At 73.2% G+C, this 23,007-nt stretch carries 21 protein-coding genes and 1 other RNA gene; 9 read left to right on the top strand and 13 right to left on the bottom strand.

The annotated features are described in order from the left end of the window. Window positions 1-223 precede the first annotated feature (223 nt). Window positions 224-898, top strand: coding sequence for a monofunctional biosynthetic peptidoglycan transglycosylase (mtgA, locus tag KZ813_RS02005; protein WP_219753288.1), 675 nt, complete (start codon window positions 224-226; stop codon window positions 896-898). A gap of 256 nt (window positions 899-1,154) precedes the next feature. Here mtgA and KZ813_RS02000 read toward each other — a convergent pair whose 3' ends face one another. The 7 genes from KZ813_RS02000 to KZ813_RS01970 form a co-directional block, all read right to left on the bottom strand. Continuing rightward, complete coding sequence (locus KZ813_RS02000) at window positions 1,155-1,478, bottom strand: YbaB/EbfC family nucleoid-associated protein (protein ID WP_132907833.1); 324 nt, start codon at window positions 1,476-1,478, stop codon at window positions 1,155-1,157. Continuing rightward, window positions 1,475-3,109 carry a DNA polymerase III subunit gamma/tau gene (locus tag KZ813_RS01995; protein WP_219753287.1) on the bottom strand — a complete coding sequence of 545 codons (1,635 nt, stop codon included), beginning with the start codon at window positions 3,107-3,109 and terminating at the stop codon, window positions 1,475-1,477. Before KZ813_RS01995 ends, KZ813_RS02000 begins: the two co-directional genes overlap by 4 nt. 690 nt (window positions 3,110-3,799) lie before the next feature. Beyond that, window positions 3,800-3,897, bottom strand: an RNA gene (gene ffs / locus KZ813_RS01990) — signal recognition particle sRNA small type. 39 nt (window positions 3,898-3,936) lie between these two features. Continuing rightward, window positions 3,937-4,251 (bottom strand): hypothetical protein, encoded by a 315-nt coding sequence (locus KZ813_RS01985; protein ID WP_219753286.1) that lies wholly within the window; start codon window positions 4,249-4,251, stop codon window positions 3,937-3,939. Window positions 4,252-4,306: 55 nt separating this feature from the next. Beyond that, entirely contained in the window at window positions 4,307-4,618 is a 312-nt protein-coding gene (locus KZ813_RS01980) for a 2Fe-2S iron-sulfur cluster-binding protein (protein ID WP_219753285.1), read from the bottom strand. After that, on the bottom strand, window positions 4,615-5,691 hold the full coding sequence (locus tag KZ813_RS01975; RefSeq protein WP_219753284.1) for a cysteine desulfurase family protein: 1,077 nt from the start codon (window positions 5,689-5,691) through the stop codon (window positions 4,615-4,617). Before KZ813_RS01975 ends, KZ813_RS01980 begins: the two co-directional genes overlap by 4 nt. Then, a complete protein-coding gene (locus KZ813_RS01970) occupies window positions 5,688-6,773 on the bottom strand; it encodes a cysteine desulfurase family protein (protein ID WP_258046310.1) in 1,086 nt (361 codons plus the stop codon). Before KZ813_RS01970 ends, KZ813_RS01975 begins: the two co-directional genes overlap by 4 nt. A gap of 81 nt (window positions 6,774-6,854) precedes the next feature. Between KZ813_RS01970 and KZ813_RS01965 the strand changes: the two genes are divergently transcribed. Continuing rightward, window positions 6,855-7,511 carry an alpha/beta hydrolase gene (locus KZ813_RS01965; protein ID WP_219753283.1) on the top strand — a complete coding sequence of 219 codons (657 nt, stop codon included), beginning with the start codon at window positions 6,855-6,857 and terminating at the stop codon, window positions 7,509-7,511. Between the two features lie 306 nt (window positions 7,512-7,817). Here KZ813_RS01965 and KZ813_RS01960 read toward each other — a convergent pair whose 3' ends face one another. Both KZ813_RS01960 and KZ813_RS01955 read right to left on the bottom strand, forming a co-directional pair. Further along, a complete protein-coding gene (locus KZ813_RS01960; RefSeq protein WP_219753420.1) occupies window positions 7,818-7,997 on the bottom strand; it encodes a hypothetical protein in 180 nt (59 codons plus the stop codon). Further along, entirely contained in the window at window positions 7,994-8,968 is a 975-nt protein-coding gene (locus KZ813_RS01955) for a threonine ammonia-lyase (protein WP_308461761.1), read from the bottom strand. The genes KZ813_RS01960 and KZ813_RS01955 overlap by 4 nt, the downstream gene beginning before the upstream one ends. 173 nt (window positions 8,969-9,141) lie before the next feature. On the opposite strand from KZ813_RS01955, the gene KZ813_RS01950 reads away from it, so the two are divergent. From KZ813_RS01950 to KZ813_RS01940, 3 genes are all read left to right on the top strand, one after another. Continuing rightward, a complete protein-coding gene (locus KZ813_RS01950; RefSeq protein WP_219753281.1) occupies window positions 9,142-10,374 on the top strand; it encodes a type III PLP-dependent enzyme in 1,233 nt (410 codons plus the stop codon). A 105-nt stretch (window positions 10,375-10,479) separates the two neighbouring features. Next, window positions 10,480-11,556, top strand: coding sequence for a 1,9-bis(guanidino)-5-aza-nonane synthase (locus KZ813_RS01945; protein WP_219753280.1), 1,077 nt, complete (start codon window positions 10,480-10,482; stop codon window positions 11,554-11,556). Window positions 11,557-11,899: 343 nt separating this feature from the next. Further along, a complete protein-coding gene (locus KZ813_RS01940) occupies window positions 11,900-12,826 on the top strand; it encodes an alpha/beta hydrolase (protein WP_258046308.1) in 927 nt (308 codons plus the stop codon). Window positions 12,827-12,830: 4 nt separating this feature from the next. On the opposite strand, the gene KZ813_RS01935 is transcribed toward KZ813_RS01940, so the two are convergent. Both KZ813_RS01935 and KZ813_RS01930 read right to left on the bottom strand, forming a co-directional pair. After that, the gene (locus KZ813_RS01935; protein ID WP_219753278.1) at window positions 12,831-14,054 is read right to left on the bottom strand and encodes a pyridoxal-dependent decarboxylase, exosortase A system-associated; all 1,224 of its coding nucleotides are present in this window, start codon (window positions 14,052-14,054) and stop codon (window positions 12,831-12,833) included. Beyond that, window positions 14,051-15,535: an AMP-binding protein gene (locus tag KZ813_RS01930; protein ID WP_219753277.1), complete on the bottom strand. Its 1,485-nt coding sequence runs from the start codon at window positions 15,533-15,535 to the stop codon at window positions 14,051-14,053. The genes KZ813_RS01935 and KZ813_RS01930 overlap by 4 nt, the downstream gene beginning before the upstream one ends. A gap of 338 nt (window positions 15,536-15,873) precedes the next feature. Here KZ813_RS01930 and KZ813_RS01925 point away from each other — a divergent pair, with 338 nt between their 5' ends. Next, window positions 15,874-16,131, top strand: coding sequence for an acyl carrier protein (locus KZ813_RS01925; protein WP_219753407.1), 258 nt, complete (start codon window positions 15,874-15,876; stop codon window positions 16,129-16,131). A 4-nt stretch (window positions 16,132-16,135) separates the two neighbouring features. Here the strand turns inward: KZ813_RS01925 and trxB are convergent, their stop codons facing one another. Further along, entirely contained in the window at window positions 16,136-17,104 is a 969-nt protein-coding gene (gene trxB, locus KZ813_RS01920) for a thioredoxin-disulfide reductase (RefSeq protein ID WP_219753276.1), read from the bottom strand. 77 nt (window positions 17,105-17,181) lie between these two features. On the opposite strand from trxB, the gene KZ813_RS01915 reads away from it, so the two are divergent. Then, window positions 17,182-18,567, top strand: coding sequence for a leucyl aminopeptidase family protein (locus KZ813_RS01915; RefSeq protein ID WP_219753275.1), 1,386 nt, complete (start codon window positions 17,182-17,184; stop codon window positions 18,565-18,567). Between the two features lie 151 nt (window positions 18,568-18,718). Here the strand turns inward: KZ813_RS01915 and tpiA are convergent, their stop codons facing one another. Beyond that, complete coding sequence (gene tpiA / locus KZ813_RS01910; RefSeq protein WP_219753274.1) at window positions 18,719-19,465, bottom strand: triose-phosphate isomerase; 747 nt, start codon at window positions 19,463-19,465, stop codon at window positions 18,719-18,721. Between the two features lie 109 nt (window positions 19,466-19,574). Between tpiA and KZ813_RS01905 the strand changes: the two genes are divergently transcribed. Both KZ813_RS01905 and KZ813_RS01900 read left to right on the top strand, forming a co-directional pair. Then, window positions 19,575-21,506: a peptidylprolyl isomerase gene (locus KZ813_RS01905; RefSeq protein ID WP_219753273.1), complete on the top strand. Its 1,932-nt coding sequence runs from the start codon at window positions 19,575-19,577 to the stop codon at window positions 21,504-21,506. Beyond that, the gene (locus KZ813_RS01900; protein ID WP_373369233.1) at window positions 21,490-22,998 is read left to right on the top strand and encodes an anthranilate synthase component I family protein; all 1,509 of its coding nucleotides are present in this window, start codon (window positions 21,490-21,492) and stop codon (window positions 22,996-22,998) included. Before KZ813_RS01905 ends, KZ813_RS01900 begins: the two co-directional genes overlap by 17 nt. The last annotated feature ends 9 nt before the right edge of the window (window positions 22,999-23,007 follow it).

Raw genomic sequence — 23,007 nt, 5'->3', positions numbered from 1 at the left:
TCACCCTCGCGGCCCTGGGCTCCGGCGTCCGCCGGCGCACGGACGCGCGCCGTGCGACGACCTGAGCGCCACGAGCTCCCCCCACCGCTGACCTGGCGCGTCATCCGCCGTCCCGGAGACGCGGAAGCCGATGACGGCCGGACCATCGGCCGCCGGGCCACCGGCGGGCACCGCCCTCCGCCATGCCTTCTCACCGCCACCCGCGCCCGCTACCAAGCGACGCATGTTCCGCCTCTTTCGGCTCCTGCTCAAGCTCCTCCTCGGCTTCGTCCTGGTGTCGGTCGCCTGGGTGCTGCTCTACGCGGCCGTGCCGGTGCCCTTCACGCTCACCATGGCGGGTGACCTCGTCGCCGGCCGCGGGGTCACCAAGGCGTGGCGCCCGCTCGCCGCGATCGACCCCGACATGCCGCGTGCCGCGATCGCGGGCGAGGACAGCCGGTTCTGCACCCATCACGGCTTCGACTGGCGCGCCATCGCTGGCGCGGCCATGCACAATGCCGAGGGCAAGCGCATCCGCGGGGGCTCGACGATCAGCCAGCAGACCGCCAAGAACGTCTTCCTGTTCCAGGGCGGCGGCTATGTCCGCAAGGCGCTGGAGGCCTGGTTCACGCTGCTGATCGAGACGATCTGGGGCAAGCGCCGGATCATGGAAGTCTATCTCAACGTCGCGGAGACGGGCATCGGCACCTATGGCGTCGAGGCCGGGTCGATCCGCTACTTCCGCCACTCGGCCGAGCGGCTCACCCCGGTCGAGGCGGGGCGGATCGCCGCGGTGCTGCCGCTGCCCAAGAAGCGCGCGGCGATCGACCCGAGCGGCTTCGTCCGCCGCCACGGCGACCGGCTGGCGCGCTACGTCGGTGTGGTGCGGCGCGACGGACTGGACGCCTGCCTACGGTGAGTCGACGCGCGGCGGCCCGGGCGCGACCTCTCCCACGTCACTGGCGTCACCCCGGTCAAGGTCCGACACTCATCGTCGCGCGAGTGCCTCCGCACCTAGGTGCGCGGCACCGTGGATCCTGAAACAAGGTCAGGATGACGTCGGCGAGAGGAGGTCCCTCAGCGCCGCGGAGCCGCTCGCCTCACCGGCCTCGCCCGCGGTGTCGCCGAGGCCTGCGCCGACGATCACCGCCGGCGGCACGGCCTCCTGTCGGGTCTCAGAACGGCAGCTTGAACCCCGGCGGCAGCGGCAGGCCGCTGGTCATCTTGGACATCTCGGTCGAGGAGACCGCGTCCGCCTTGGTACGCGCGTCGTTGAACGCGGCGGCGACGAGGTCCTCGAGCATCTGCTTCTCCGACGGCACGATCAGCGAGTCGTCAATCGCGACGCCGATGATCCGCCCCTTGGCCGAGGCGCGGACCTTGACCAGACCGCCGCCGGCGACTCCCTCCACCTCGATCGTGTCGAGGCTCTCCTGCGCCTTCTGCAGCTCGTTCTGGACGTTCTGGGCCATCGCCAGGATGTCGTTGAGATCCTTCACGTGATACTCCGCTTGGCTGGTTTGGGGTCGATCAGTTCGGCGTCGGGGAAGGCGGCGAACGCGGCCGCGACGATCGGGTGCGCGCGCGCGGCGTCGTGGCGCGCCTGCACCGCGTCCTGCTCCGCCTCGAACATCGTGGGTGCGCCCGGCGCGTCGGCGACCGCGATCTTCCACGGCATGCCGGTCGCCTCGCGCAGCACCGCGCCGAGCTCGGTCAGCGTGTCGGTGGAGAGCGGGCGCGCGCCGCTCAGCACGATCTCGGGCGGGGCGTAGCGGACCAGACTGGCACCGCGCTTCAGCCGGACGAGCAGCTCGAGCTTGTTGAGCTCGTCGAGCAGCGCGAGCACGCCCGCGAACTCGCTCGGCACGCGATCCGCCGGGGACGGCGGCGCGGGCGGCGGAGGCGGGGCCGCGGCGGCGGGCGCCGGCATCGTCCCGGCCGCCAGCCGCCGCGCCAGCTCACCGGGATCGGGCAGCGTCGAGGCGTGGATCGCGCGCAGCAGCGCCATCTCGGCGGTCTCGATCGGCAGCGCGGCGCGCTGCACCTCCTCGTGCCCCTTGAGGAACAGCTGCCACAGTCGGTGGAGCAGCGGGAAGGAGAGCTTGTCCGCCCAATCGCGATAGGCGGCGCGCTCCTCGGCGGGCTGCGCCGGGTCGTCGGGCGCGCCGACCTTCACCTGGGTGACGCCGTGCACCGCCTCGAGCAGCGCGCGGATCACGCCGAGCGGGTCGACCCCGAGATCATATTGGCGACGCAGCGCGGCGAGCGCCCCTGGCGAGTCCCCCGCCAGCACCATCCCCAGCAGGTCGCGCACCGCGCCGCGGTCGGACAGGCCGAGCATCTCGCGCACCGCGTCGGCGCTCACCCCGCCGCCGGCGAGATCGGCGTGCGCGATCGCTTGGTCGAGGATCGACAGGCCGTCGCGCGCCGAGCCCTCCGCGGCACGCGCGATCAGCGCCAGCGCCTCGGGTTCCGCCCGCGCGCCCTCGGCCTCGACGACGCGCGCGAAATGCTCGGCGAGCAGACCGGCGGGGATGCGGCGCAGGTCGAAGCGCTGGCAGCGCGACAGCACCGTTACCGGCACCTTGTTCACCTCGGTGGTGGCGAACAGGAACTTCACGTGCGCGGGCGGCTCCTCGAGCGTCTTCAGCAGCCCGTTGAAGGCCGCCTTCGACAGCATATGGACCTCGTCGACGATGTAGATCTTGTAGCGCGCCGACACGGCGGCGTAGCGCGACGCCTCGATGATCTCGCGCACGTCGTCGATGCCGGTATGACTGGCGGCGTCCATCTCGATCACGTCGATGTGGCGGCCCTCGGCGATCGCCCGGCACGGCTCGCATACGCCGCACGGGTCGATCGTCGGCCCGCCCTGCCCGTCCGGGCCGACGCAGTTGAGCGCCTTGGCGATCAGCCGCGCGGTCGAGGTCTTGCCGACGCCGCGCACCCCGGTGAGCAGGAAGGCGTGCGCGATCCGGTCGCGCCTGATCGCGTTGGCGAGGGTCTGCACCATCGCGTCCTGGCCGATCAGCGCGGTGAACGACTGCGGCCGGTACTTGCGCGCGAGCACGCGATAGGGCTGCGCGCCCGCTGGCGGCGGCGGGGTCTCGAGATCGAGGGATTCGGCCATCGCCGCAGGATATAGGGCGCGGGCGCGCGCTTGTCGAAGGATGCGGGTGCGGCGCGGCGACTCGTCGCCCCCGCCCGCCGAGGTATCGCCCCCAACCGACGGCGTGTCGCCCGCCACCGGCCGAGGTGTCGCCCTCACCCGCCGGCGTGTCGCCCTCACCGGCCGGCGTCATCCTGAGCTCGTCTCAGGATCCACGGCACCGCGGCCCCTACGACTGCGGCGCCTGCCCTGCCGTCGATTTTACACGCTTCCCACGCCGCCTTCGTCCGGGACCTTTCACACGTTTTTGTCATCCGAGCTTGACCCGGGATCCATGGTGCCGCGCGCGGCTCCTAGGGCGCCTGAACCCCGGCTCGAGGCCGGGATGACGAAGTCTGCAATGTCTTCGAAGACGCCGCTTCTCCGGCGGTCTAGTGCCTGATCCACCTCCATTGATCCGTGCTCCGGCGAACGCCAGAGCCCAGGGCCACAGGCAAGAGTCTCATGACACTAGGTTCCTGCATCCGCAGGAGCACCCGCTGGTTCACATCAGATGGATCAGCCTCTACGGCACCATAGCTGTCGCGGCACGGTGGATCCTGAGACAAGCTCAGGATGACGCTGGAGACGGGGTGATCGCGGGAACAAGCGCCACGGCGCCGCCGGACGCGCCCGCCGCCCGTCAGCCAGCGGCGACCCTCTCGGCGGCAGCGCGGTGGGAGCCGGAACGACCCGCGGCGAAATCGTTGTGGCTGCTTCCGTCAGGACCTGACCAGGTTGGCGACGACCACGTCCGCCCGACTCCCGCGCGCCATATGGCGGAGCCGGGCGGCGCGATCAAGCCCGGGTCAGCCGCGCACGCGGAAACAGCGCTTCACCGGGCCGTAGCGGCCGTCCTGCCAGCGGCAGACGGTGCGGCCGCGGTCCCAGCCGCGGTCGCGGCCATAGCCGTTCCAGCCGTAGCGCCGGCCGTCGCCGCGCCAGTGGCGGTCGTCGCGCCAGCGACGGTCGCGGTCCCAGCGGCGGTCGTGGCGATCCCAGCCGCGATGGCGCCCGTCATCGTGCCAGCCGCGATCGTCGCGCCAGCGCTGCGCCTCCGCCGCGGCCGGCGCCAGAGAGCTCGCCGCGAGCACGCCGGCGAGTCCCAGAGTCATCCACTTCATGTGCAACACTCCTCACATGTCCCTGTCCGAGGACTATCGCGGAGCGGCGCTGCATCTATCCTGAACCCCCTGGTAAGCATACGGAAAGCTTGTCGAGCGCCGGCGTCAGCACGATCTGGCAGGCGAGCCGGCTGGTCCGCCGCGCGCCGGGCGCGAGGTCGAGCATGTCCTCCTCCTCCTCGCTCGCGGGGGGCAGCCGGTCGAAATCCTCCGCCGCGACGATGACATGGCAGGTCGCGCAGGCCAGCTCGCCGTTGCACGTCCCCTCCAGCGGCTGGCCATCGCGCCGCGCCACGTCGAGCAGCCGCTCGCCCGGCAGCGCCTCGACCTCGCGCAGCGCGGCGCCCTCGCCGAACCGCACCCTCACGCGGCGATCCGCTGCGCGCGCGCCGCGGCGTCGAGCCGGTCGAGCGCGTCGACGAGCTCCTCCGCGCGCGTGTAGCGGCCGAAGCCGAGCCGGATGGTGGCCCGCGCTTCCCCCTCGCTCAGCCCCAGCGCGCGCAGGACGTGGCTGCTCCGACCCGACCCGCTCGCGCAGGCCGAGCCCGCCGAGAAAGCGACGTCGCGCACGTCGCTCATCAGCCGCGCCACGTCCACGCCGTCGCGGCGCACGCTGAGGTTGCCGCGGTAGCGCGCGTCGGTGCGGCCGTTGACCGTCCAGCCGGAGAGCCGCTCGCGTGCCACCTGCCACAGCCGCTCGACATGCGCGGCGTCGGCGTCGCGCCGCTCGGCGAGCAGCAGCGCCGCGGCGCCGAAGCCGGCGCACAGGGCGGGCGAGAGCGTGCCCGAGCGGCCCCCTTCCTGATCGCCGCCGTGGAGCAGCGGCGCGGGCGTCACGCCGTCGCGGATCCACAGAGCGCCGATGCCTTTCGGCCCGTGGACCTTATGCGCCGAGACCGCGACCAGATCGGCGGCGTCGGGGATCGCGACTCGGCCATAGCCCTGCACCGCGTCGCACAGCAGCAGCGCGCCCGCGCGCTTCGCCAACGTCGCCAGGGCGCCCAGCGGCTGGATCACGCCGATCTCGTTGTTCACCACCATGGCGGCCACCAGCGCGACGCCGGGCACGATCGCGCGCTCGGCCGCGGCGAGGTCGACCAGCCCGTCGCGCCCGACCGGCAGCACGATCGAGTCGCCCCGCGCCGCGACGCTGTCGAGCACCGCGGCGTGCTCGGTCGCGACCGTCACCACGCGGCCCGGCGGCGCGCCCTTGATCCCCCAGTTGAGCGCCTCGGTCGCGCCGCCCGTGAAGGCGACCCGCCCGCCCCGGGGCAGCAGCGCCGCGACGCGGTCGCGCGCCAGCTCCACCGCGGCGCGCGCGGCGCGGCCGGGCCGGTGCGGCGAGTGCGGGTTGGCGTGCTGGTCGCGCAGCCACGGCAGCATCGCGTCGAGCGCCTCCGGCGCGAGCGGGGTGGTCGCCTGATAGTCGAGATAGATCATGCCGCGAACCGCCGCGTCCGCGCCACCGCGCGCCAGGCGGCGGCGAAGCGCTCGACCTCGGCCACCGTCGTCGTGCGGCCGAAGCTCACGCGCACCACCTCCCGCGCGGCCTCCTCGCCCCAGCCCATGGCGCGCAGCACGTGACTGGGCTTGAGGCTGCCGCTGGCGCAGGCGCTGCCGGCGGAGACCGCGATCCGGTCGAGGTCGAAGCGGATCAGCTGCGCCGCCGCGGCGACGCCGGGCATGCGATAGGCGCCGATCGCGGGATGCCGCTCGGCGCGCTCGCCGACGATCTCGCCGCCCGAGCGGCGGATCAGGTCGTCGAGGTGCGCGCGCAGCTCGGCGTGGTCAGGCTCGACCTCATCCAGCGCGGCGGCATAGCCGAGCGCGCCAGGCAGATTCTCGGTGCCGGGACGATAGCCGCGCTCCTGCCCGCCGCTCGGGTGGAGCAGCGCGAGGTCGCGCACCAGCAGCGCCCCGATCCCCGGCGGGCCGCCGCGCTTGTGCGCCGACAGCGCGACCAAATCGGCGTGCGCCGCGAGCGAGTCCGAGGCGGGCATCTGCGCCGCGTCGACCAGCAGGATGCCGCCGCGCGCGTGCACCGCCTCGGCGATCGCGGCGATCGGCTGGCGCACCCCGGTCTCGCTGTTGCACCATTGCACCGCGACCACCGCGTCCGCGACGTCGCCGATGCGCGACGGGTCGACTCGGCCGAGCGAGTCGACCGGCAGCACCTCGGCCGCGCCCGCCGCGCGCAGCGCCGCGTCATGCTCGACCGCGCTCACCACCCGTCGCGACGCCACCGCGCGGCCCAGCGCGATCGCGAGCGACTCGCTGGCGCCGCTGGTGAACAACGTCTCGTGCCGCCAGCCGTGAGCGGCGGCCACCGCGCCGCGCGCGCGCTCCAGCGCGGCGCGCGCGGCGCGGCCGGCGGCGTGCGGCGAGGACGGGTTGGCCCAGCGCGCCAGCCCCTCGACCGTCGCCGCGCGTGCGCCGGGGGTCAGCGGCGCGGTCGCGGCGTGATCGAGGTACACCGGCTCATCCGGGGGAGACGCGTCGGGCGGGGACAGGGGGTCGGTCAACCAATCGTTCCATTATCGGGCGCGCGGCCTATATAGCGCGCTTCTCGCCGGGCCCAACGCCCGGCCTCCAGACGAGTGACCATGCCCGAAGTCATCTTTCCCGGACCCGAAGGCCGCATCGAGGGCCGTTTCGCCCCTGCGCCCCGCCCGCGCGCCCCCGTCGCGATGATCCTCCACCCGCACCCCAACGCGGGCGGCACGATGAACAACCGCATCGTGCAGGAGCTCTACAAGACCTTCCAGCGCCGCGGCTTCGCCACGCTGCGCTTCAACTTCCGCGGCGTCGGCAAGAGCCAGGGCGTGTTCGACAACGGCGTCGGCGAGCTGTCCGACGCGGCCGCCGCGCTCGACTGGGTGCAGAGCTTCCACGCCGAGGCGCAGACCACCTGGGTGGCGGGCTTCGGGTTCGGCGCGTGGATCGGCATGCAGCTGCTGATGCGCCGGCCCGAGATCCGCGGCTTCATCTCGATCGCGCCGCCGGCCAACATGTTCGACTTCAGCTTCCTGGCGCCCTGCCCCTCGTCGGGCATCATCATCCAGGGCGCCGAGGACGAGGTGGTGACGCCGCTCGCCTCGCAGAAGCTGGTCGACAAGCTGCGCACGCAGAAGCACATCACGATCCACCACGACGTGATCCCGCGCGCCAACCATTTCTTCGAGCACGAGATGGACGACCTGATGCGCTCGGTCGACAATTACCTCGACATGCGGCTGGACCCGAACTCGCCGATCAAGTGAGGGTGCCGCCAAGCTCCTCCCCGCCTGGCGGGTAGGGGGACCATGCGCGGCATGGTGGAGGGGAGCTTCCGCAGGTGCTGCGCTCGTGGAGAGCCCCCTCCACCACCGGCCTGCGGCCGGCGGTCCCCCTCCCCGCGAGCGGGGAGGATCTGGGGTGTGCGTCAGCGCTGTCCTACGCCACCGCGGTGGCGGTGAGCGGCGCCGATGCGGCCCGGTCTCAGCTCACCCCTGACCGAGCCAACCGTCGGCCAGCGCTCCGACGCGCGGCGACTCAACCTTCGCGACGTTCGCGCCGCACCGCCGCGCTCACGCCACCCAGATCAGCACGTTGCCGACCAGCACCGCGGCCATCACCAGCATCAGCGCGCCCTTGATGCGGTCGCGCCGGCTCGCGATCAGATAGCCCCCGCCGACCAGGCACGCGAGCGCACCCAGCATCGCCAGCGCCGGCGCGGCCGCGGCGATGCTGCCGAACGCGGGGGTCATGCCGGCTCGACCGACTCACGCGGCGCCGCTACCTCGACCCGCTCGCCGGCGAGCACCGCGGCATAGGCCTCGGCGTCGACGTTGCCGCCCGACAGGATCGCGAGCGTCCCCGGCTCGGCCGCGACCCGGCCGGCGAGCAGCGCCGCCAGCGCCACCGCGCCGCCGGGCTCGATCACCAGCCGCAGCTGCGCCGCCGCCCAGCGCTGCGCGTCGCGCACCTCGCGCTCGCTCACCGCCACCCCGCTGGCGTCGCGCCGCGACAGCACGTCGAAGGTCAGCGGCGACACCTGCCGGGTCTGGAGCGAGTCGCAGGCGGTGGGCGGCGGGTTGGCACCGACCGGCTCGATCCAGCTCGCCTCGAGGCTGCGGCGCATGTCGTCCCATCCCTCGGGCTCGACCACGGTGATCGCCGCGTCGGGCAGCGCCAGCGCGAGCCCCGCCGCCAGCCCGCCGCCGCCGCACGGCACCACCACGCGCCGCGGCGCGGGCAGGCCGAGCGACTCGAGCTGACGCGCCGCCTCGACCCCCGCGCTGCCCTGCCCCTCGATCACCCAGGGATCGTCGAAGCTGGGCACCAGGGTGGCGCCGCGCGCCTCGGCGAGCCGAGCCGCGATCACCTCGCGGCTCTGCGTGGCGCGGTCATAGTCGACCACCTCGGCGCCGAGCGCGAGCGTCGACTCGCGTTTGGCGCGGGGCGCGTCCGCGGGCATCACGATCGTCGCGGCGATGCCGAGCCGGCGCGCCGCCCAGGCGATACCCTGCGCGTGATTGCCCGAGGAGAACGCCACGACGCCCCTGCGTCTCGCTTCGTCGTCAAAAGCGGTCAGTCGATGCCACGCGCCGCGCACCTTGAAGGCGCCGATCGGCTGCAGTGACTCCGCCTTCAGCGCCACATCTATCCCGTTGATTTCACGCACGAAAATAGGGGTGGGCGGGAGGATGGCGGCGATCTTGGCGGCGGCGTCTCGCACCCCCGCCCGGGTCGGCTGTCGCAAAAGAGTCACATTTGAACCTTTCGTCCACCGAACCACTTTACAAGGCGACACGGCGATCCTAATTCGCGCCTCCGCTGCCCCATGGGACTTCCAACCGCAAGGCAGCTTTTTGTCACCGTATGCCGCAAGGCAATTGGAGGTCCCTTGAGTTGCACCAGCATCATCGCGCGCTGGGGCTAGCGCCCCTCTCGACCGTCCCCGCCGATTCCGTCGCCGGGGCCATCGACATCGCCGCCCGTCACCCGGTCCAACCGGTGACGATCGTTCGTCCGCACGCCGCGGCGCGGGCCGCCCGCTTCTTCACGGAGAAGTTCCCGGGCCGGACCATGTATGCGGTCAAGGCGAACCCGAGCCCGGAGCTGCTACGCACGCTGTATGACAACGGCGTGACAACGTACGACGTCGCCTCGATCGCCGAGGTGCGGCTGGTCGCGCGCACGCTGCCGCAGGCGACGCTGTGCTTCATGCACCCGGTGAAGGCCGAGGAGGCCATCGCCGAGGCGTATTTCACGCACGGCGTCCGCACCTTCTCGCTCGACAGCATGGAAGAGCTGGCGAAGATCGTGCGCGCCACCCGCGGCGCGGCGGACCTCACGCTGTGCGTGCGGCTGCGCGTCTCGTCGGAGCATTCCAAGCTCAGCCTCGCGTCGAAGTTCGGCGTGGCGCCGGATGAGTCGCGCGAGCTGCTGCTGGCGACCCGCCAGGTGGCGGACGCGCTCGGCATCTGCTTCCACGTCGGCTCGCAGGCGATGACGCCCGACGCCTATGCCAACGCGATGGAGCGCGTGCGCCAGGCGATCGTCGGCGCGGCGGTGACGGTCGACGTCATCGACGTCGGCGGCGGCTTTCCCTCGGCCTATCCGGGCATGACCCCGCCGCCGCTGGAGCGCTATTTCGAGACGATCCACCGCGCGTTCGAGAGCCTGCCGATCAGCTATTCGGCCGAGCTCTGGGCCGAGCCGGGTCGCGCGCTCTGCGCCGAGTACAGCTCGGTGGTGGTGCGGGTGGAGCGGCGCCGCGGCGAGGAGCTGTACATCAACGACGGCGCCTATGGCGCTTTGTTCGACGCGGCGCACATCGGCTGGCGCTACCCGGTCGCGCTGCTGCGCGAGCCGGAGTCGACCGTCCGCGATCATCCGTTCAGCTTCTGGGGTCCGACCTGCGACGACCTCGACCATATGCCCGGCCCCTTCCCGCTCCCGGCGGACATCGCGGTCGGCGACTATGTCGAGGTCGGCATGCTGGGCGCCTATGGCGCGGCGATGCGCACCGCGTTCAACGGCTTCGGCTCGGACGAGACGGTGATCGCGACCGACGAGCCGATGGAGTCGCTCTACACCGTGGTGGAACCCGCGGTCGCGAGCAACGTCGTTAAGCTGTAACCTTACGACTTCAGGACCTTGGCGGCGGTGCGCAGCGGCGCGCCGCCGCCAGATGGGTTTCCGCGTCCCCGTGAACGACGTGCAATACCACAGTGGGAGCACCCCATGACCGACACCCTCGCCACCTCGGACGACCAGGCGAAGATCAACGACACGCGCAAGGCGGAGCTGCTGTCGAAGCAGGTCAAGCACGTCGACATCAAGAGCTTCGACGCGCGCCCGATCGTCGACGCGATGAGCGACATGAGCTTCACCAGCCGCGATCTCGGCCGCGCCACCAAGATCTACAACCAGATGCTGGCCGATAAGGACTGCACGGTGTGCCTGGTGATCGCCGGCTCGACCTCGGCCGGCGGCTGCATGGACCTGTACGCCGAGCTGGTGCGCAACAACATGGTCGACGTGATCGTCGCCACCGGCGCGACCATCGTCGACATGGATTTCTTCGAGGGCCTCGGCCACAAACACTATCAGGCGCTCGAGATCCCCGACGACGACACGCTGCGATCGCTCTATATCGACCGGATCTACGACACGTACATCGACGAGGAGGCGCTCCAGAACGTCGACCACACGATCTTCGAGATCGCGGAGTCGCTGGAGCCCAAGGCCTATTCCAGTCGCGCCTTCATCCGCGAGATGGGCAAGTATCTCGTCGAGCACGGCAAGAAGGAGAACAGCCTGGTCAAGCTCGCCTATGAGCATGACGTGCCGATCTTCTGCCCGGCGTTCGTCGACTCCTCGGCGGGCTTCGGGCTGGTCAAGCACCAGGTCGACTCGGCCAAGGCGGGCAAGCCCTATCTGATGATCGACGCGGTGGCGGATTTCCGCGAGCTCACCGAGATCAAGATCAAGGCGGGCACCACCGGCCTGCTGATGATCGGCGGCGGCGTGCCGAAGAACTTCATCCAGGACACCGTGGTGTGCGCCGAGATCCTCGGCCACGAGGACGTCGCGGTGCACAAATATGCGGTGCAGATCACCGTCGCGGACGTGCGCGACGGCGCCTGCTCGTCGTCGACGCTGCAGGAGGCGGCGAGCTGGGGCAAGGTCAACACCGGCATCGAGCAGATGGTGTTCGCCGAGGCCGGCTCGGTGATGCCGCTGCTCGCGTCCGACGCCTACCACCGCGGGCTGTGGAAGGACCGCCCGACGCGCGCCTGGGCGAAGCTGTTCGCCTGAGGCGGTAAGCGGCTGACGCGAGAAGGCCCTCGTCGGAGCGATCCGGCGGGGGCCTTCTCGTGTCGGAGTCGCTTGGAACGGATGGTTCACGCGGAGGCGCGGAGACGCCGAGAGGAGACTCCCGGCGAACGCGCCCATCCACATCGAACGGGTCGAGATCTCCCGGTCGCCTCCCTCGAACATGACGTCTCTGCGCCCCCGCGCCTCCGCGCCTCCGCGTGAACCATCCGGCGCGACGATCCCGCGCGCGACGGCCGCTTGCCTACGCACTCCGCCCTCCCATAGACTCGCGCGCACACGCGATGGCGATGGGAGCGGGCAGATGCGGATCGATCGGCGCACGATGATGGGCGCATCCGCGGGGCTGGCGACGCTCGCCGCGGCGCCGCGCGCGCTCGCGCAGGGCACGACGCCGGCCACCGCCTGGCCGCCCGCCGAGAGCTTCCGCCTGTGGCCCCGGCAGCCGCCCAACGCGCCGCGCCGCCTGCCCACGCCCGACAACCGCATGGAGGGCACCGCGCCGCGCCGCGAGCTGCACCTGCGCGGCGTGGCCGAGCCGGTCGTCGGCGTCTATCGCGCGCGCCGGCCCGACGGCCGCGCGCTGCTGTCGATGCCCGGCGGTGGCTATCGTTTCCTCTCGGTCGAGAACGAGGGGATCAACGTCGCGCGCACCTTCAACCCGCTCGGCGTCACCGTCTTCGTGCTGGCCTATCGGCTGCCGGGCGAGGGCTGGCTGGAGAGCGAGGACGTGCCGCTCCAGGACGCGCAGCGCGCGATGCGGCTGATCCGCGCCGGCGCGACACGCTACGGCATCGATCCCGCCAAGCTGGGGACGATCGGCTTCTCGGCGGGCGGGTTGCTCGCCGCCAGCCTCGCCACCGCCTCGATGGACCCGGTGTACCAACCGGTCGACGACGCCGACTCGGGCGAGGCGCGCCCCGCTTTCGCCGGGCTGGTCTATCCCGTGATCACGGGGGACCGGATGCGCATCGGCGCGCGCGCGGCGGCGCGGTTCGACACCGATCGGCGCGTGCGCCGCGACACGCCGCCGATCTTCATCGCGCACGCGCTCGACGACACCACCGTGCCGGTGAGCGAGCCGATGGCGATGCTCGCCGCCTGCCAGGCGGCGCAGGTACCGGTGGAGGCGCACTTCTTCCAGCAGGGCGGGCACGGCTTCGGGCCGGCCTATCTCCCGCCCGAGCTGCCGGGATCGCACTGGCCCCAGCTGTTCGACGCCTGGACCAGGCGGGTGCTGACCGCGGCGTGATGGCTCAGCCGACCACCACCTCCCCCGGCGAGGGGTGACCGAGGAAGGCGCTCGGGCTGGCGGTGAGGCCGTAGGCCCCCGCGAGGAACAGCGCCACGACCTCGCCCTCCGCGACGCACGGCAGCAGCACGCGGTCGCCGAGCCGGTCGAGCGGGGTGCAGAGGCAGCCGACCACGCTCACCTCTTCCTCGCCCGCCGCGCCCATCCGCCCCGCCACCGCGATCGGGTAGTTGCGCCGCACCACCGTGCCGAAATTGCCCGAGGCGGCGAGCTGGTGGTGGAGCCCCCCGTCGACCACGAGGAAGGTCTCGCCGCGGCTCACCTTCCGGTCGACGACGCGGGTGAGATACACCCCCGCCTCCGCCACCAGCCAGCGCCCGAGCTCGAGCGCGAAGTCGCTCCCCGCGAGCACGTCCGCGCGCCGCTCGAGCGCCTCGCCCAGCGCCGCGCCCACCCGCTCGACGTCGAGCGCCGCGTCGCCGGCGAAATAGGGCACGCCGAAGCCGCCGCCGAGATTGACGAGCGGCGGCGCCGCGCCGACCTCGTCCGCCAGCCGCGCCGCGAGCGCCAGGGTCGCCCCCTGGGTCTCGATCACCGCGCCCGCGTCGAGCGCCTGGCTGCCCGCGAAGATATGGAGACCGCGCCACGTCGCGCCGCCCTCGACCAGCAGCCTGACCGCCGCGGCGGCGTGGTCGGCGTCGATGCCGAAGGGGGAGGCGCGCCCGCCCATCTTCATCCCCGAGCCGCGCAGCTCGACGTCGGGGTTGACCCGCACCGCCGCGCGCGGTGCCACGCCGAGCCGCTCCCCGATCGCCAGCGCGCGCCGCGCCTCGCCCAACGACTCGACGTTGAGGGTCGCCCCCGCGGCGATCGCCGCCGCCAGCTCGTCGTCGCGCTTGCCCGGCCCGGCGAAGCTGACCGCGGCGGCGGGCTTCACCGCGAGCGCGCGGGCGAGCTCGCCGGCGGAGGCGACGTCGAGCCCGTCGACCAGCGGTGCGATCACCGCCAGCAGCGGCGCGAACGGATTGGCCTTGATCGCATAGTGCAGCCCGACCGCTGCCGGCATCGCCGCGCGGAAGCGCGCCACCTGCGCGGCGACCGCCCTCATGTCATAGACGAACAGCGGCGATCCATGCGCCGCCACCAGCGCGGCGGCGTCCTCGCCCGCGATCGTCAGCGCGCCCCGCTGGTGCGCGAAGGCGGGCGGCAGCGGGCCGGTCGGCTTCACGCGAGTTCCTCCCGCAGCGCGGCGCGATCGAGCTTGCCGTTGGCGGTGCGCGGCAGCTCGGCCCGCCAGACGATGCGCGCGGGTTGCATGAAGCCGGGCAGTTCGCGCTTCAGCCGCTCGCGCAGCGCCGCCTCGACGCTCCCGTCCCCGCGCGCGACCACCAGGATCGCCTGCCCCAGCCGCGCGTCCGCCACCCCGAGCGCGACGGCCTCGCTCGTCTCGCCGCCAGCGGTCACCGCTTCCTCCATCTCCTGCGGGCTGACGCGGTTGCCCGCGGTCTTGATCATCTCGTCGGCGCGCGCGACGAAGCGGAGCAGCCCGTCCGCGCCCTCCACCACCGTGTCGCCCGACCAGACCGCGGTGCCCCCCGATCGCGCGAACGCCGGCGCCGGGCGGAAGCGCGCCGCGGTGCGCTCGGGATCGCGCCAATAGCCCTGCGCCACCAGCGGCCCGGCGTGGACCAGCTCGCCCGGCTCGTCCGCGGCGGCGCGGGTGCCGTCGGGGCGGACCACCAGCACCTCGGCGAACGGGATGGCGCGGCCGATCGACTCGGGATGGTCGTCGATCAGCGCCGGGTCGAGCTGGGTCGAGCGGAACGCCTCGGTCAGCCCGTACATCGCGTGGAGCCGCGCCGCGGGGAAGCGCGCGCGCAGCCCCCGCACCAGCGCCGGGGTGAGCGCGCCGCCCGAGTTGGTCAGCCGAGTCAGCCGCGCGGCGGTCGCCTCGGGCCAGTCGGCCTCGAGCAGCTGTACCCACAGCGGCGGCACGCCCGCGAGCGTGGTGGCGCCGACGCGCTCGACCGCCTTCACCACGTCGCGCGGCGTCAGATAGTCGAGCGGCGCCACGCTCGCCCCCGCCGCCCAGGTCGAGAGCAACTGGTTCTGGCCATAGTCGAAACTGAGCGGCAGCACGCCGAGCACGCGGTCCGCGGGGGTGAGCGCGAGATAGGCCGCCACGCTGATCGCGCCGAGCCAGAGGTTGGCATGGCTCAGCATCACGCCCTTGGGGCGCCCGGTCGAGCCCGAGGTGTAGAGCAAGGCGGCGAGCGCGTCGGGATCGGCGGCGGAGCGCGGCAGGGCGTCGCCTTCCCCTACGTCGAGGTGGAGCGCACAGCCGGCGGGCACGTCACCCTCCAGCGTGGCGGCGCGCGGCGCGTGGGTGAGCAGCAGCGCGGCGCCGCTGTCGGCGAGGATGTGCGCGACCTGGGCGCGCTTGAGCGAAGGGTTGATCGGCACGTGGACCAGGCCGGCGCGCGCCGCGGCGAGCGGCATCCAGCACGCCGCACGCGTCTTGGGCAGCCAGGTGGCGACGCGCGCCCCCGGGTCGAGTCGCCGCGCCGCGAGCCAGCCGGCGAGCCGCGCCACCGTCTCCTCCGCCGCGGCGAAGGTCAGGACGCCGGCGCGATCGACCAGCGCGGCGGCGTCGGGTGCGCCGCGCAGGACGTGGTCGATCGGCAGCGGGACGGGATCGAGCGGGACCATGACGCCAGCCCTTAGAGCGGATCGCGCGCGGACAGTAGCGTCCGCGGTGCTGCCTCGCCGCGGCCAGGGTGGCGTGGGTCACCGCGACCTTCCCCGTCATGCCGGGGCAGGTCCGGGATGACGGTGGGTATGAGGGGCATTCGCGACCGTCTCATAGCGCGGCGGCACCCGACGAGCCTGGCGCCGTCACGGTGCCGCCGCGCTGGTAGGGACCCGGAGCCTCGCGCCGAACCCTTCCCGCCGACCCCCCGGTTGCGCTCCGCCGCGCCGCCGCCTAACGCCGCGCGCATCGCCGCGCGCCGCGGCGCGAGCGAGGAGGCAGCGTGGTCCCGGAAGGCATGAATGAGGTCGAGACCACGGTGCGCGCGGTGCTCGCCGACGTGCTCGCGCTGGCGCCCGAGCGAGTCGAGGCCTTCCGCGCCGACACGCCGCTGTTCGGCGCACTGCCCGAGCTCGACTCGATGGCGGTCGCGGGCGTGCTCACCGAGCTGGAGGATCGGCTCGGGATCGTCATCGAGGACGATGAGGTCGACGGCGAGATGCTCGAGACGTTCGGCGCCTTGACCCGCTTCGTCGCGGGCAAGGCGCTGGTCTGAACCCCTACTCCGCCGCCTCGCTGACCTCGGCGAACTCGGCGGCGGCGAGGTAGCGCTCGGCGTCGAGCGCGGCCATGCAGCCGGTCCCCGCCGCGGTCACCGCCTGGCGATACACCTTGTCCATCACGTCCCCGCACGCGAACACGCCGGGCACGCTGGTGCGGGTCGAGCCGGTCTCCACCGCGATATAGCCGTCCTCGTCGAGCGCGAGATGGCCGCGGAACAGCTCGGTCGCGGGATGATGGCCGATCGCGACGAAGCCGCCGTCCACGTCGAGCCGCGAATGCTCGCCGGTGCGGGTGTCCTCGAGCTCCAGCGCGACGAGGCCGGCGTTGCCGCCACCGTCGACGAACTGCCGGACTTCCTTGTTCCACAGCACCGTCACGTTCGGATGTGCGAACAGCCGCTGCTGCAGGATGCGCTCCGCGCGTAGCGAGTCGCGGCGGTGGATCAGCGTGACGTCGTCGGAATGGTTGGTGAGGTACAGCGCCTCCTCGACCGCGGTGTTGCCGCCGCCGATCACCGCCACCTTCTTGCCGCGGTAGAAGAAGCCGTCGCAGGTGGCGCAGGCGCTGACGCCCTTGCCCTTCATCGCGTCCTCGCTGTCGAGGCCGAGCCACTTGGCCTGCGCGCCGGTGGCGATCACCAGCACCTCGCCCTCGTAGACGTCGCCGCCGTCGCCGATCAGCCGGAACGGGCGACGCGTCAGGTCGACCGCGACGATCGTGTCCCACATCAGCCGCGTGCCGACATGCTCGGCCTGCGCCTGCATCTGCTCCATCAGCCAGGGGCCCTGGATCACCTCGCGGAAGCCGGGATAGTTCTCGACGTCGGTGGTGGTGGTGAGCTGGCCGCCGGGCTGGATGCCCTGGACGACGATCGGCGCCATGCCGGCGCGCGCGCCGTAGATGGCCGCCGAGAGCCCGGCCGGGCCCGAGCCGAGGATCAGCATGCGAGTCGTGTGCGTGGTCATGGCGGCGATGTAAGGTGCCCGCCCGGCGAAGGGAACCGCGCGTTGCGCGCGCGGCCAAGTCCTGCTTTGGTCGCGCGATGATCGACTTCTCCGCGCTCCTCCAGCCCGATCGCGGGCAGCCCGCGCGGCTGCTCCACGTCGTCCCGCCCGAGGCCTATGACGCCTGGCTCGCCGTCCAGCCGCCGCGCGCGCGCGCCGCCGCGGCCGCGGCACGCGTGACGGGCAAGGCCGGCGACCGCGCGATCCTGCCCGGCGAGGGCGCGGAGGACTGGGCCGCGCTGCTGGTGTGCGACGAGCAGCCCGTGTCGCCGTGGCGGATCGCCTCGCTCGGCGAGACCCTGCCGGAGGGGAGCTACCGGCTCGCCGGGGACGCGACGCTCGGCGCCGCGGGGCTCGGCTGGCTGCTCGCGCAGCACCGCTTCGCGCGCTACCGCAAGCTCGAGCCGGCGCGCCCGCGCGTGCTGCTGACCAACGATGTCGGCGCGATCGACGAGACGGTGCGGCTCGCCGCCGCGACCGCGCGCGTGCGCGACCTGGTCGACACGGGGGCGAGCGATCTCGGCCCCGCCGAGCTGGAGGCCGAGGCGGACTCGCTGGCGCGGGCGCACGGCGCGACCGTCACGGTCACGCGCGGCGACGCGCTCGCGACCGGCTATCCGATGATCCACGCGGTCGGCCAGGCGGCCACCCGCGATCGCGCGCCGCGGCTGATCGAGCTGCTGTGGGGCGACCCGGCGCACCCGCGCGTGGCGCTGGTCGGCAAGGGCGTGTGCTTCGACTCGGGCGGGCTCGATATCAAGCCCGCCGCGGGCATGCGGCTGATGAAGAAGGACATGGGCGGCGCCGCGCACGCGCTCGCGCTGGCCGGGCTGGTGATGCAGACGCGGCTCAAGGTGCGGCTCCACGTGCTGATCCCGGCGGTGGAGAATGCGATCTCCGGGAGCGCCTTCCGCCCCGGCGACGTGCTGGCGACCCGGCTCGGGCTGACGGTGGAGAACACCAACACCGACGCCGAGGGCCGGCTGATCCTGGGCGACGCGCTGGCGCGCGCGGTCGAGGACACGCCCGACCTGCTGATCGACTTCGCGACGCTGACCGGCGCGGCGCGGGTCGCGCTCGGCCCCGACCTGCCCGCCACCTTCGTCCAGGACGAGGCGCTCGCCGCCGACCTGCTCGCCGCGGCGGAGACGGTGCGCGATCCCTTGTGGCGGCTGCCGCTGTGGGGCGGCTACGACGAGATGCTCAAGTCCGACGTCGCCGACCTGGTCAACGCCCCCGACGGCGGCTTCGCGGGGGCGATCACCGCGGCGCTGTTCCTGCGCCGCTTCGTGCCGGCGACGCTGCCTTGGGCGCATCTCGATACCTTCGCCTGGCGGCCGACCGCCAAGCCGGCGCGCCCGCGCGGCGGCGAGGCCTACGGCCTGCGCGCGGCCTATGCGCTGCTGAAGGCGCGGTTCGGCTGAGGCGCGCGGGTCGGGGGTGACGGTCGCCGTCGCCGCGCGCCCTCCTCATCCTGCTCGGGATGACGGGAGTAGAGAGAGCGCTTGGACCGAACCGCGGCGCCTCCCTCGGGGCAGCGCGCGGGTAACGCCGCCCCGCCGTTCCAGCCCCCCGCTACACCCCATCTGCCGCGGCGATGATCGGCACGAACTTGGCCGCGGTGAGGCTCGCGCCGCCGACCAGCGCGCCGTCGACGTCGGGCGTCGCCAGGATCGCGCGCGCGTTGTCGCCCGTCACCGAGCCGCCGTAGAGGATACGCACCCCGCTCGCCGCGTCGCCGATCAGCTTGCGCATCTTGGCGCGCGCGATCGCGTGGATCGCGGCGATGTCCTCCAGCGTCGGGGTCGCACCGGTGCCGATCGCCCAGCGCGGCTCATAGGCGAGCGTGAGCCAGTCACCCGCGGCATTCTCGGGCAGCGACTTCTCGATCTGCGCCTGTACCACGCGCTCGGCGCGGCCGGCGTCGCGCTCCGCCAGCGTCTCGCCGCAGCACAGGATCACCTGCAGGCCGTGGCGGTGCGCCGCGGCCGACTTGGCCCAGGCGTCCTGGCTGGTCTCGTGCTGGTCGTGGCGGCGCTCGCTATGGCCGACGATGCTGAAGCGCGCGCCCGCCTCTCTCACCATCGCCGCCGAGACGCAGCCGGTGTGCGCGCCGCTGTCGGCCTCGTGCACGTCCTCCGCGCCGATCATCAGCGCGGGCACGCGCTCCGACGCCGGCTGGATCAGCGTGAAGGGCACCGCCATCATCACGTCCACCGACGGCGTCGCGAGCGCCGCGGCGGCGATCGCCTCCAGCTCGCCGAGCGAGCCGCGGCTCCCGTTCATCTTCCAGTTGCCCGCGACCAGCTTGCGACGCGTCATCCCGTCCCCCCTCTCGTTTCGGGCCCGCGATAACCGGCCTCGCGGCTTGATGCCACCTCGGCTTGTCCCTAGGACGCGGCGTTCCCCTTGATCCGGTTCCCGCTCGCTTATGCTCACCTTCTTCCGCGGCCTCATCCACTCCAAGGTCGGCGTGATCGTCACCTTCGGCGTCCTGATCGTCATCGCGCTGGCCTTCGCCGCCGGCGACGTGACCGGGCTGGCGAGCAGCACCGGGCTGGTCGGTCACCCGATCGCCAGCGTCGACGGCGAGAACGTCACCGCCGCGGACATCCGCCAGCAGGCGCGCGACGAGCTCACCCAGGTGCGGCAGGAGCAGCCGACGCTCGACATGGCGCAGTTCGTCCAGCTCGGCGGGCTCGACGCGGTGATCAACCGCAACGTCAGCGCGCTCGCGCTGGAGACGTTCGGGCGCGACCAGGGCATGCGCGTCAGCCGCGCGCTGATCGGCAGCGAGCTGAAGGCGATCCCCGCCTTCGCCGGCGCGACCGGCCAGTTCGACCAGCAGGCCTATGAGCGGCTGATCGCGCAGCGCGGCTTCACCGACGCGCAGGTGCAGGCGCAGTTCGCGCGCCAGATCATGGTGCAGTTCCTCACCCAGCCGACGATCGGCGCGCACCAGGTGCCGCAGCAGCTCGCGCTCACCTACGCCTCGCTGCTGCTCGAGCGCCGCACCGGGCAGGTCGCCTTCGTGCCCGCCGCGCCGGGCGGTGCCGCGCCGAGCGACGCCGAGGTGCAGCAATGGTATCGACGCAACGTCGCGCGCTACACCACGGCCGAGCGGCGCGTGATCCGCTACGCCGTGGTCGGCCCGCAGCAGGTCGCCGGCCAGGTCACGCCGAGCGACGCCGAGGTGCAGAAGGCCTATGACGCCGCCAAGGCGACCTACGCGCCCAAGACGCTGCGCGACGTCACGCTGGTGACCGTGCTCGACGAGAAGGCCGCCGCCGCGCTCGCCGCCAGGGTGAAGGCGGGGACGCCGCTCGCCGCCGCGGCGCGCGCCGCCGGGCTGGAGCCGCGCACGATCACCGGCGTCGACCAGGGCGCGCTCGCGACCCAGACCTCGCCCGCGGTGGCGCAGGCGATCGCGGCCGCGGCGAGCGGCGCGGTGGTCGGCCCGGTCCGCGGCGCGATCGGCTTCGTCGTCGCGCGGGTCGACAAGGTCACGAACGATCCCGGCAAGACGCTGGCCCAGGCGCGCGAGGAGCTGGTCACCCAGCTGCGCGCCAGCAAGACGAAGGCGGCGATCGGCGCGATCCGCGACAAGGTCGACGACTCGCTCGCCGATAACGCCAACATCACCGAGGTGGTGAACGACCAGAAGCTCGCCGCGCAGACCACGCCGGCGCTGCTGCAGAACGGCACCGACCCGGACAAGCCGCAGACCCCGGCCGACCCCGGCATGGCGCCGATCGTGGCCGCCGCCTTCGCCGCCGAGGAGGGCGACACGCCCACCACGGTCAACCTGGGCGAGGACGGTAGCTTCGCGGTGGTCGCGCTCGACCGCGTGGTGCAGCCGACCCCCGTGCCGCTCGCCGCGGCGCGCGCGCGCGTCGTCGCCGACCTCACCGCCGATCGCGCCGCCAAGGCCGCGCAGCAGGCGGCGAGCGCGCTGGTGGCGAAGGTCAACGGCGGCGCCGCACTGCCCGCGGCGCTCTCGGCGTCGGGGGTGAAGGCGCCGCCGGTGCAGCCGGTCAGCGCGTCGCGCGGCGAGATCACCGCGCGCGGCCAGGTCAACCCGGTGCTCGCCGCCTTGTTCAGCATGGCGCCGGGCAGCGCGCGCGCGGTGCCGTCGCCCGACGGCAAGGGGTGGCTGGTGTTGAAGCTCGACCAGGTCGTGCCGGGCGATGCGACGAAGCAGCCGCCGCTGATCCAGGCCACGCGCGTCGATCTCGGCCGCGCCATCGGCCCCGAGTACGCGCAGCAGTTCGCCAACGCGGTGGCCAAGTTGCAGGGTGCCAAGCGCTACGACGACGCGATCGCGCAGCTCAAGCAGGATCTGGTCGGTGGTGGGGCGCAGTAGCGCCGACGCGGCGCGCGCGGCGCTGGCGGGAGGCCGCCCCGCGCTGGTGTGGCGCCGTCGCATCGCCGACACCGAGACGCCGGTCGCCGCCGCGCTCAAGCTGATCGAGCCGGGCCGCGGCGACTTCCTGCTCGAGTCGGTCGAGGGCGGCGCGGTGCGCGGGCGCTACAGCCTGATCGGGCTCGCCCCCGACCTGGTGCTCCGCGCGCGGGGCGAGCGGGCCGAGATCAACCGGGCCTGGCTCGACGATCGCGCCGCCTTCGCGCCCTGCGCCGAGCCGACGCTGGCGGCGCTGCGCGCGCTGGTGGCGAGCATCCGGATGGACGTGCCCGCCGAGCTGCCCGGCACGCTCGCCTGCCTGGTCGGCTATTTCGGCTATGAGACCGTGGGGCTGGTCGAGAAACTGCCGGCCGCGCCGGCCGACTCGCTCGGGCTTCCCGACCTGATGTTCGTCCGCCCCACCGTCGTGCTGGTGTTCGACAGGCTCGCCGACGCCTTGTTCCTCGTCGCCCCGGTGTGGCCCGGCCCCGACGACGCGGACGCGGTGGTAGCGCGCGCCGAGGAGCGGCTCGACTCGGTCGAGGCGCGGCTGGCGCACGCGGCGCTGCCCCCGCCCGCGCGGGCTGACGCCACCGAGCCGACGCTCGCGCCGGTGCTGCCGGCCGGGCGCTACCGCGAGATGGTGGCGGCGGCGAAGGACTATATCGCCGCCGGCGACATCTTCCAGGTGGTGCTGGCGCAGCGCTTCACCGCGCCCTTCCCGCTCCCCGCGTTCGAGCTCTACCGCGCGCTGCGACGGATCAACCCCTCGCCGTTCCTCTACCACCTCGACCTGCCCGGCTTCGCGCTGACCGGCTCCAGCCCGGAGATCCTGGTGCGCGCGCGCGACGGCGAGGTGACGATCCGCCCGATCGCGGGGACGCGCCCGCGCGGCCGCACCGCGGCGGAGGACGCCGCCCACCGCGACCGCCTCCTCGCCGACCCGAAGGAGCGCGCCGAGCATCTGATGCTGCTTGATCTCGGGCGCAACGACGTCGGCCGCGTCGCGGCGCCGGGCACGGTCCAGGTGACCGACAGCTACGGGATCGAGTTCTACAGCCACGTCATGCACATCGTCTCGAACGTGGTGGGCCGGCTCGATCCGAAGCACGACGCCATCGACGCGCTGTTCGCGGGGTTCCCGGCGGGCACGGTGAGCGGCGCGCCCAAGGTGCGCGCCTGCCAGATCATCGCCGAGCTGGAGCCGGAGAAGCGCGGCGCCTATGCCGGCGGGGTCGGCTATTTCTCGCCCGACGGCTCGATGGACTCGTGCATCGTGCTGCGCACCGCGGTGGTCAAGGATGGCATGATCCACGTCCAGGCGGGCGCGGGCATCGTCGCCGACAGCGACGCCGCGGCGGAGCAGCGCGAGTGCGAGGCCAAGTCGGGGGCACTTCTCGCCGCCGCGCGCGAGGCGATCCGGCAGGCGAGCGGACCAGTCCTCGGTCAGTGAGGGGTTGGG

Source organism: Sphingomonas folli (assembly GCF_019429525.1).
In the GTDB taxonomy this organism is placed as follows: domain Bacteria; phylum Pseudomonadota; class Alphaproteobacteria; order Sphingomonadales; family Sphingomonadaceae; genus Sphingomonas; species Sphingomonas folii.
This window is presented reverse-complemented; position numbering and strand designations above follow the sequence as displayed.

Bases quoted from the DNA above. Each gene is read 5' to 3' on its own strand.
- mtgA (WP_219753288.1), top strand. From the start codon at position 224: ATGTTCCGCCTCTTTCGGCTCCTGCTCAAGCTCCTCCTCGGCTTCGTC.
- KZ813_RS01995 (WP_219753287.1), bottom strand. From the start codon at position 3,109: ATGGCCGAATCCCTCGATCTCGAGACCCCGCCGCCGCCAGCGGGCGCG.
- KZ813_RS01985 (WP_219753286.1), bottom strand. From the start codon at position 4,251: ATGAAGTGGATGACTCTGGGACTCGCCGGCGTGCTCGCGGCGAGCTCT.
- KZ813_RS01975 (WP_219753284.1), bottom strand. From the start codon at position 5,691: ATGATCTATCTCGACTATCAGGCGACCACCCCGCTCGCGCCGGAGGCG.
- KZ813_RS01965 (WP_219753283.1), top strand. From the start codon at position 6,855: ATGCCCGAAGTCATCTTTCCCGGACCCGAAGGCCGCATCGAGGGCCGT.
- KZ813_RS01960 (WP_219753420.1), bottom strand. From the start codon at position 7,997: ATGACCCCCGCGTTCGGCAGCATCGCCGCGGCCGCGCCGGCGCTGGCG.
- KZ813_RS01945 (WP_219753280.1), top strand. From the start codon at position 10,480: ATGACCGACACCCTCGCCACCTCGGACGACCAGGCGAAGATCAACGAC.
- KZ813_RS01940 (WP_258046308.1), top strand. From the start codon at position 11,900: ATGATGGGCGCATCCGCGGGGCTGGCGACGCTCGCCGCGGCGCCGCGC.
- KZ813_RS01930 (WP_219753277.1), bottom strand. From the start codon at position 15,535: ATGGTCCCGCTCGATCCCGTCCCGCTGCCGATCGACCACGTCCTGCGC.
- KZ813_RS01925 (WP_219753407.1), top strand. From the start codon at position 15,874: ATGAATGAGGTCGAGACCACGGTGCGCGCGGTGCTCGCCGACGTGCTC.
- trxB (WP_219753276.1), bottom strand. From the start codon at position 17,104: ATGACCACGCACACGACTCGCATGCTGATCCTCGGCTCGGGCCCGGCC.
- KZ813_RS01915 (WP_219753275.1), top strand. From the start codon at position 17,182: ATGATCGACTTCTCCGCGCTCCTCCAGCCCGATCGCGGGCAGCCCGCG.
- tpiA (WP_219753274.1), bottom strand. From the start codon at position 19,465: ATGACGCGTCGCAAGCTGGTCGCGGGCAACTGGAAGATGAACGGGAGC.
- KZ813_RS01905 (WP_219753273.1), top strand. From the start codon at position 19,575: ATGCTCACCTTCTTCCGCGGCCTCATCCACTCCAAGGTCGGCGTGATC.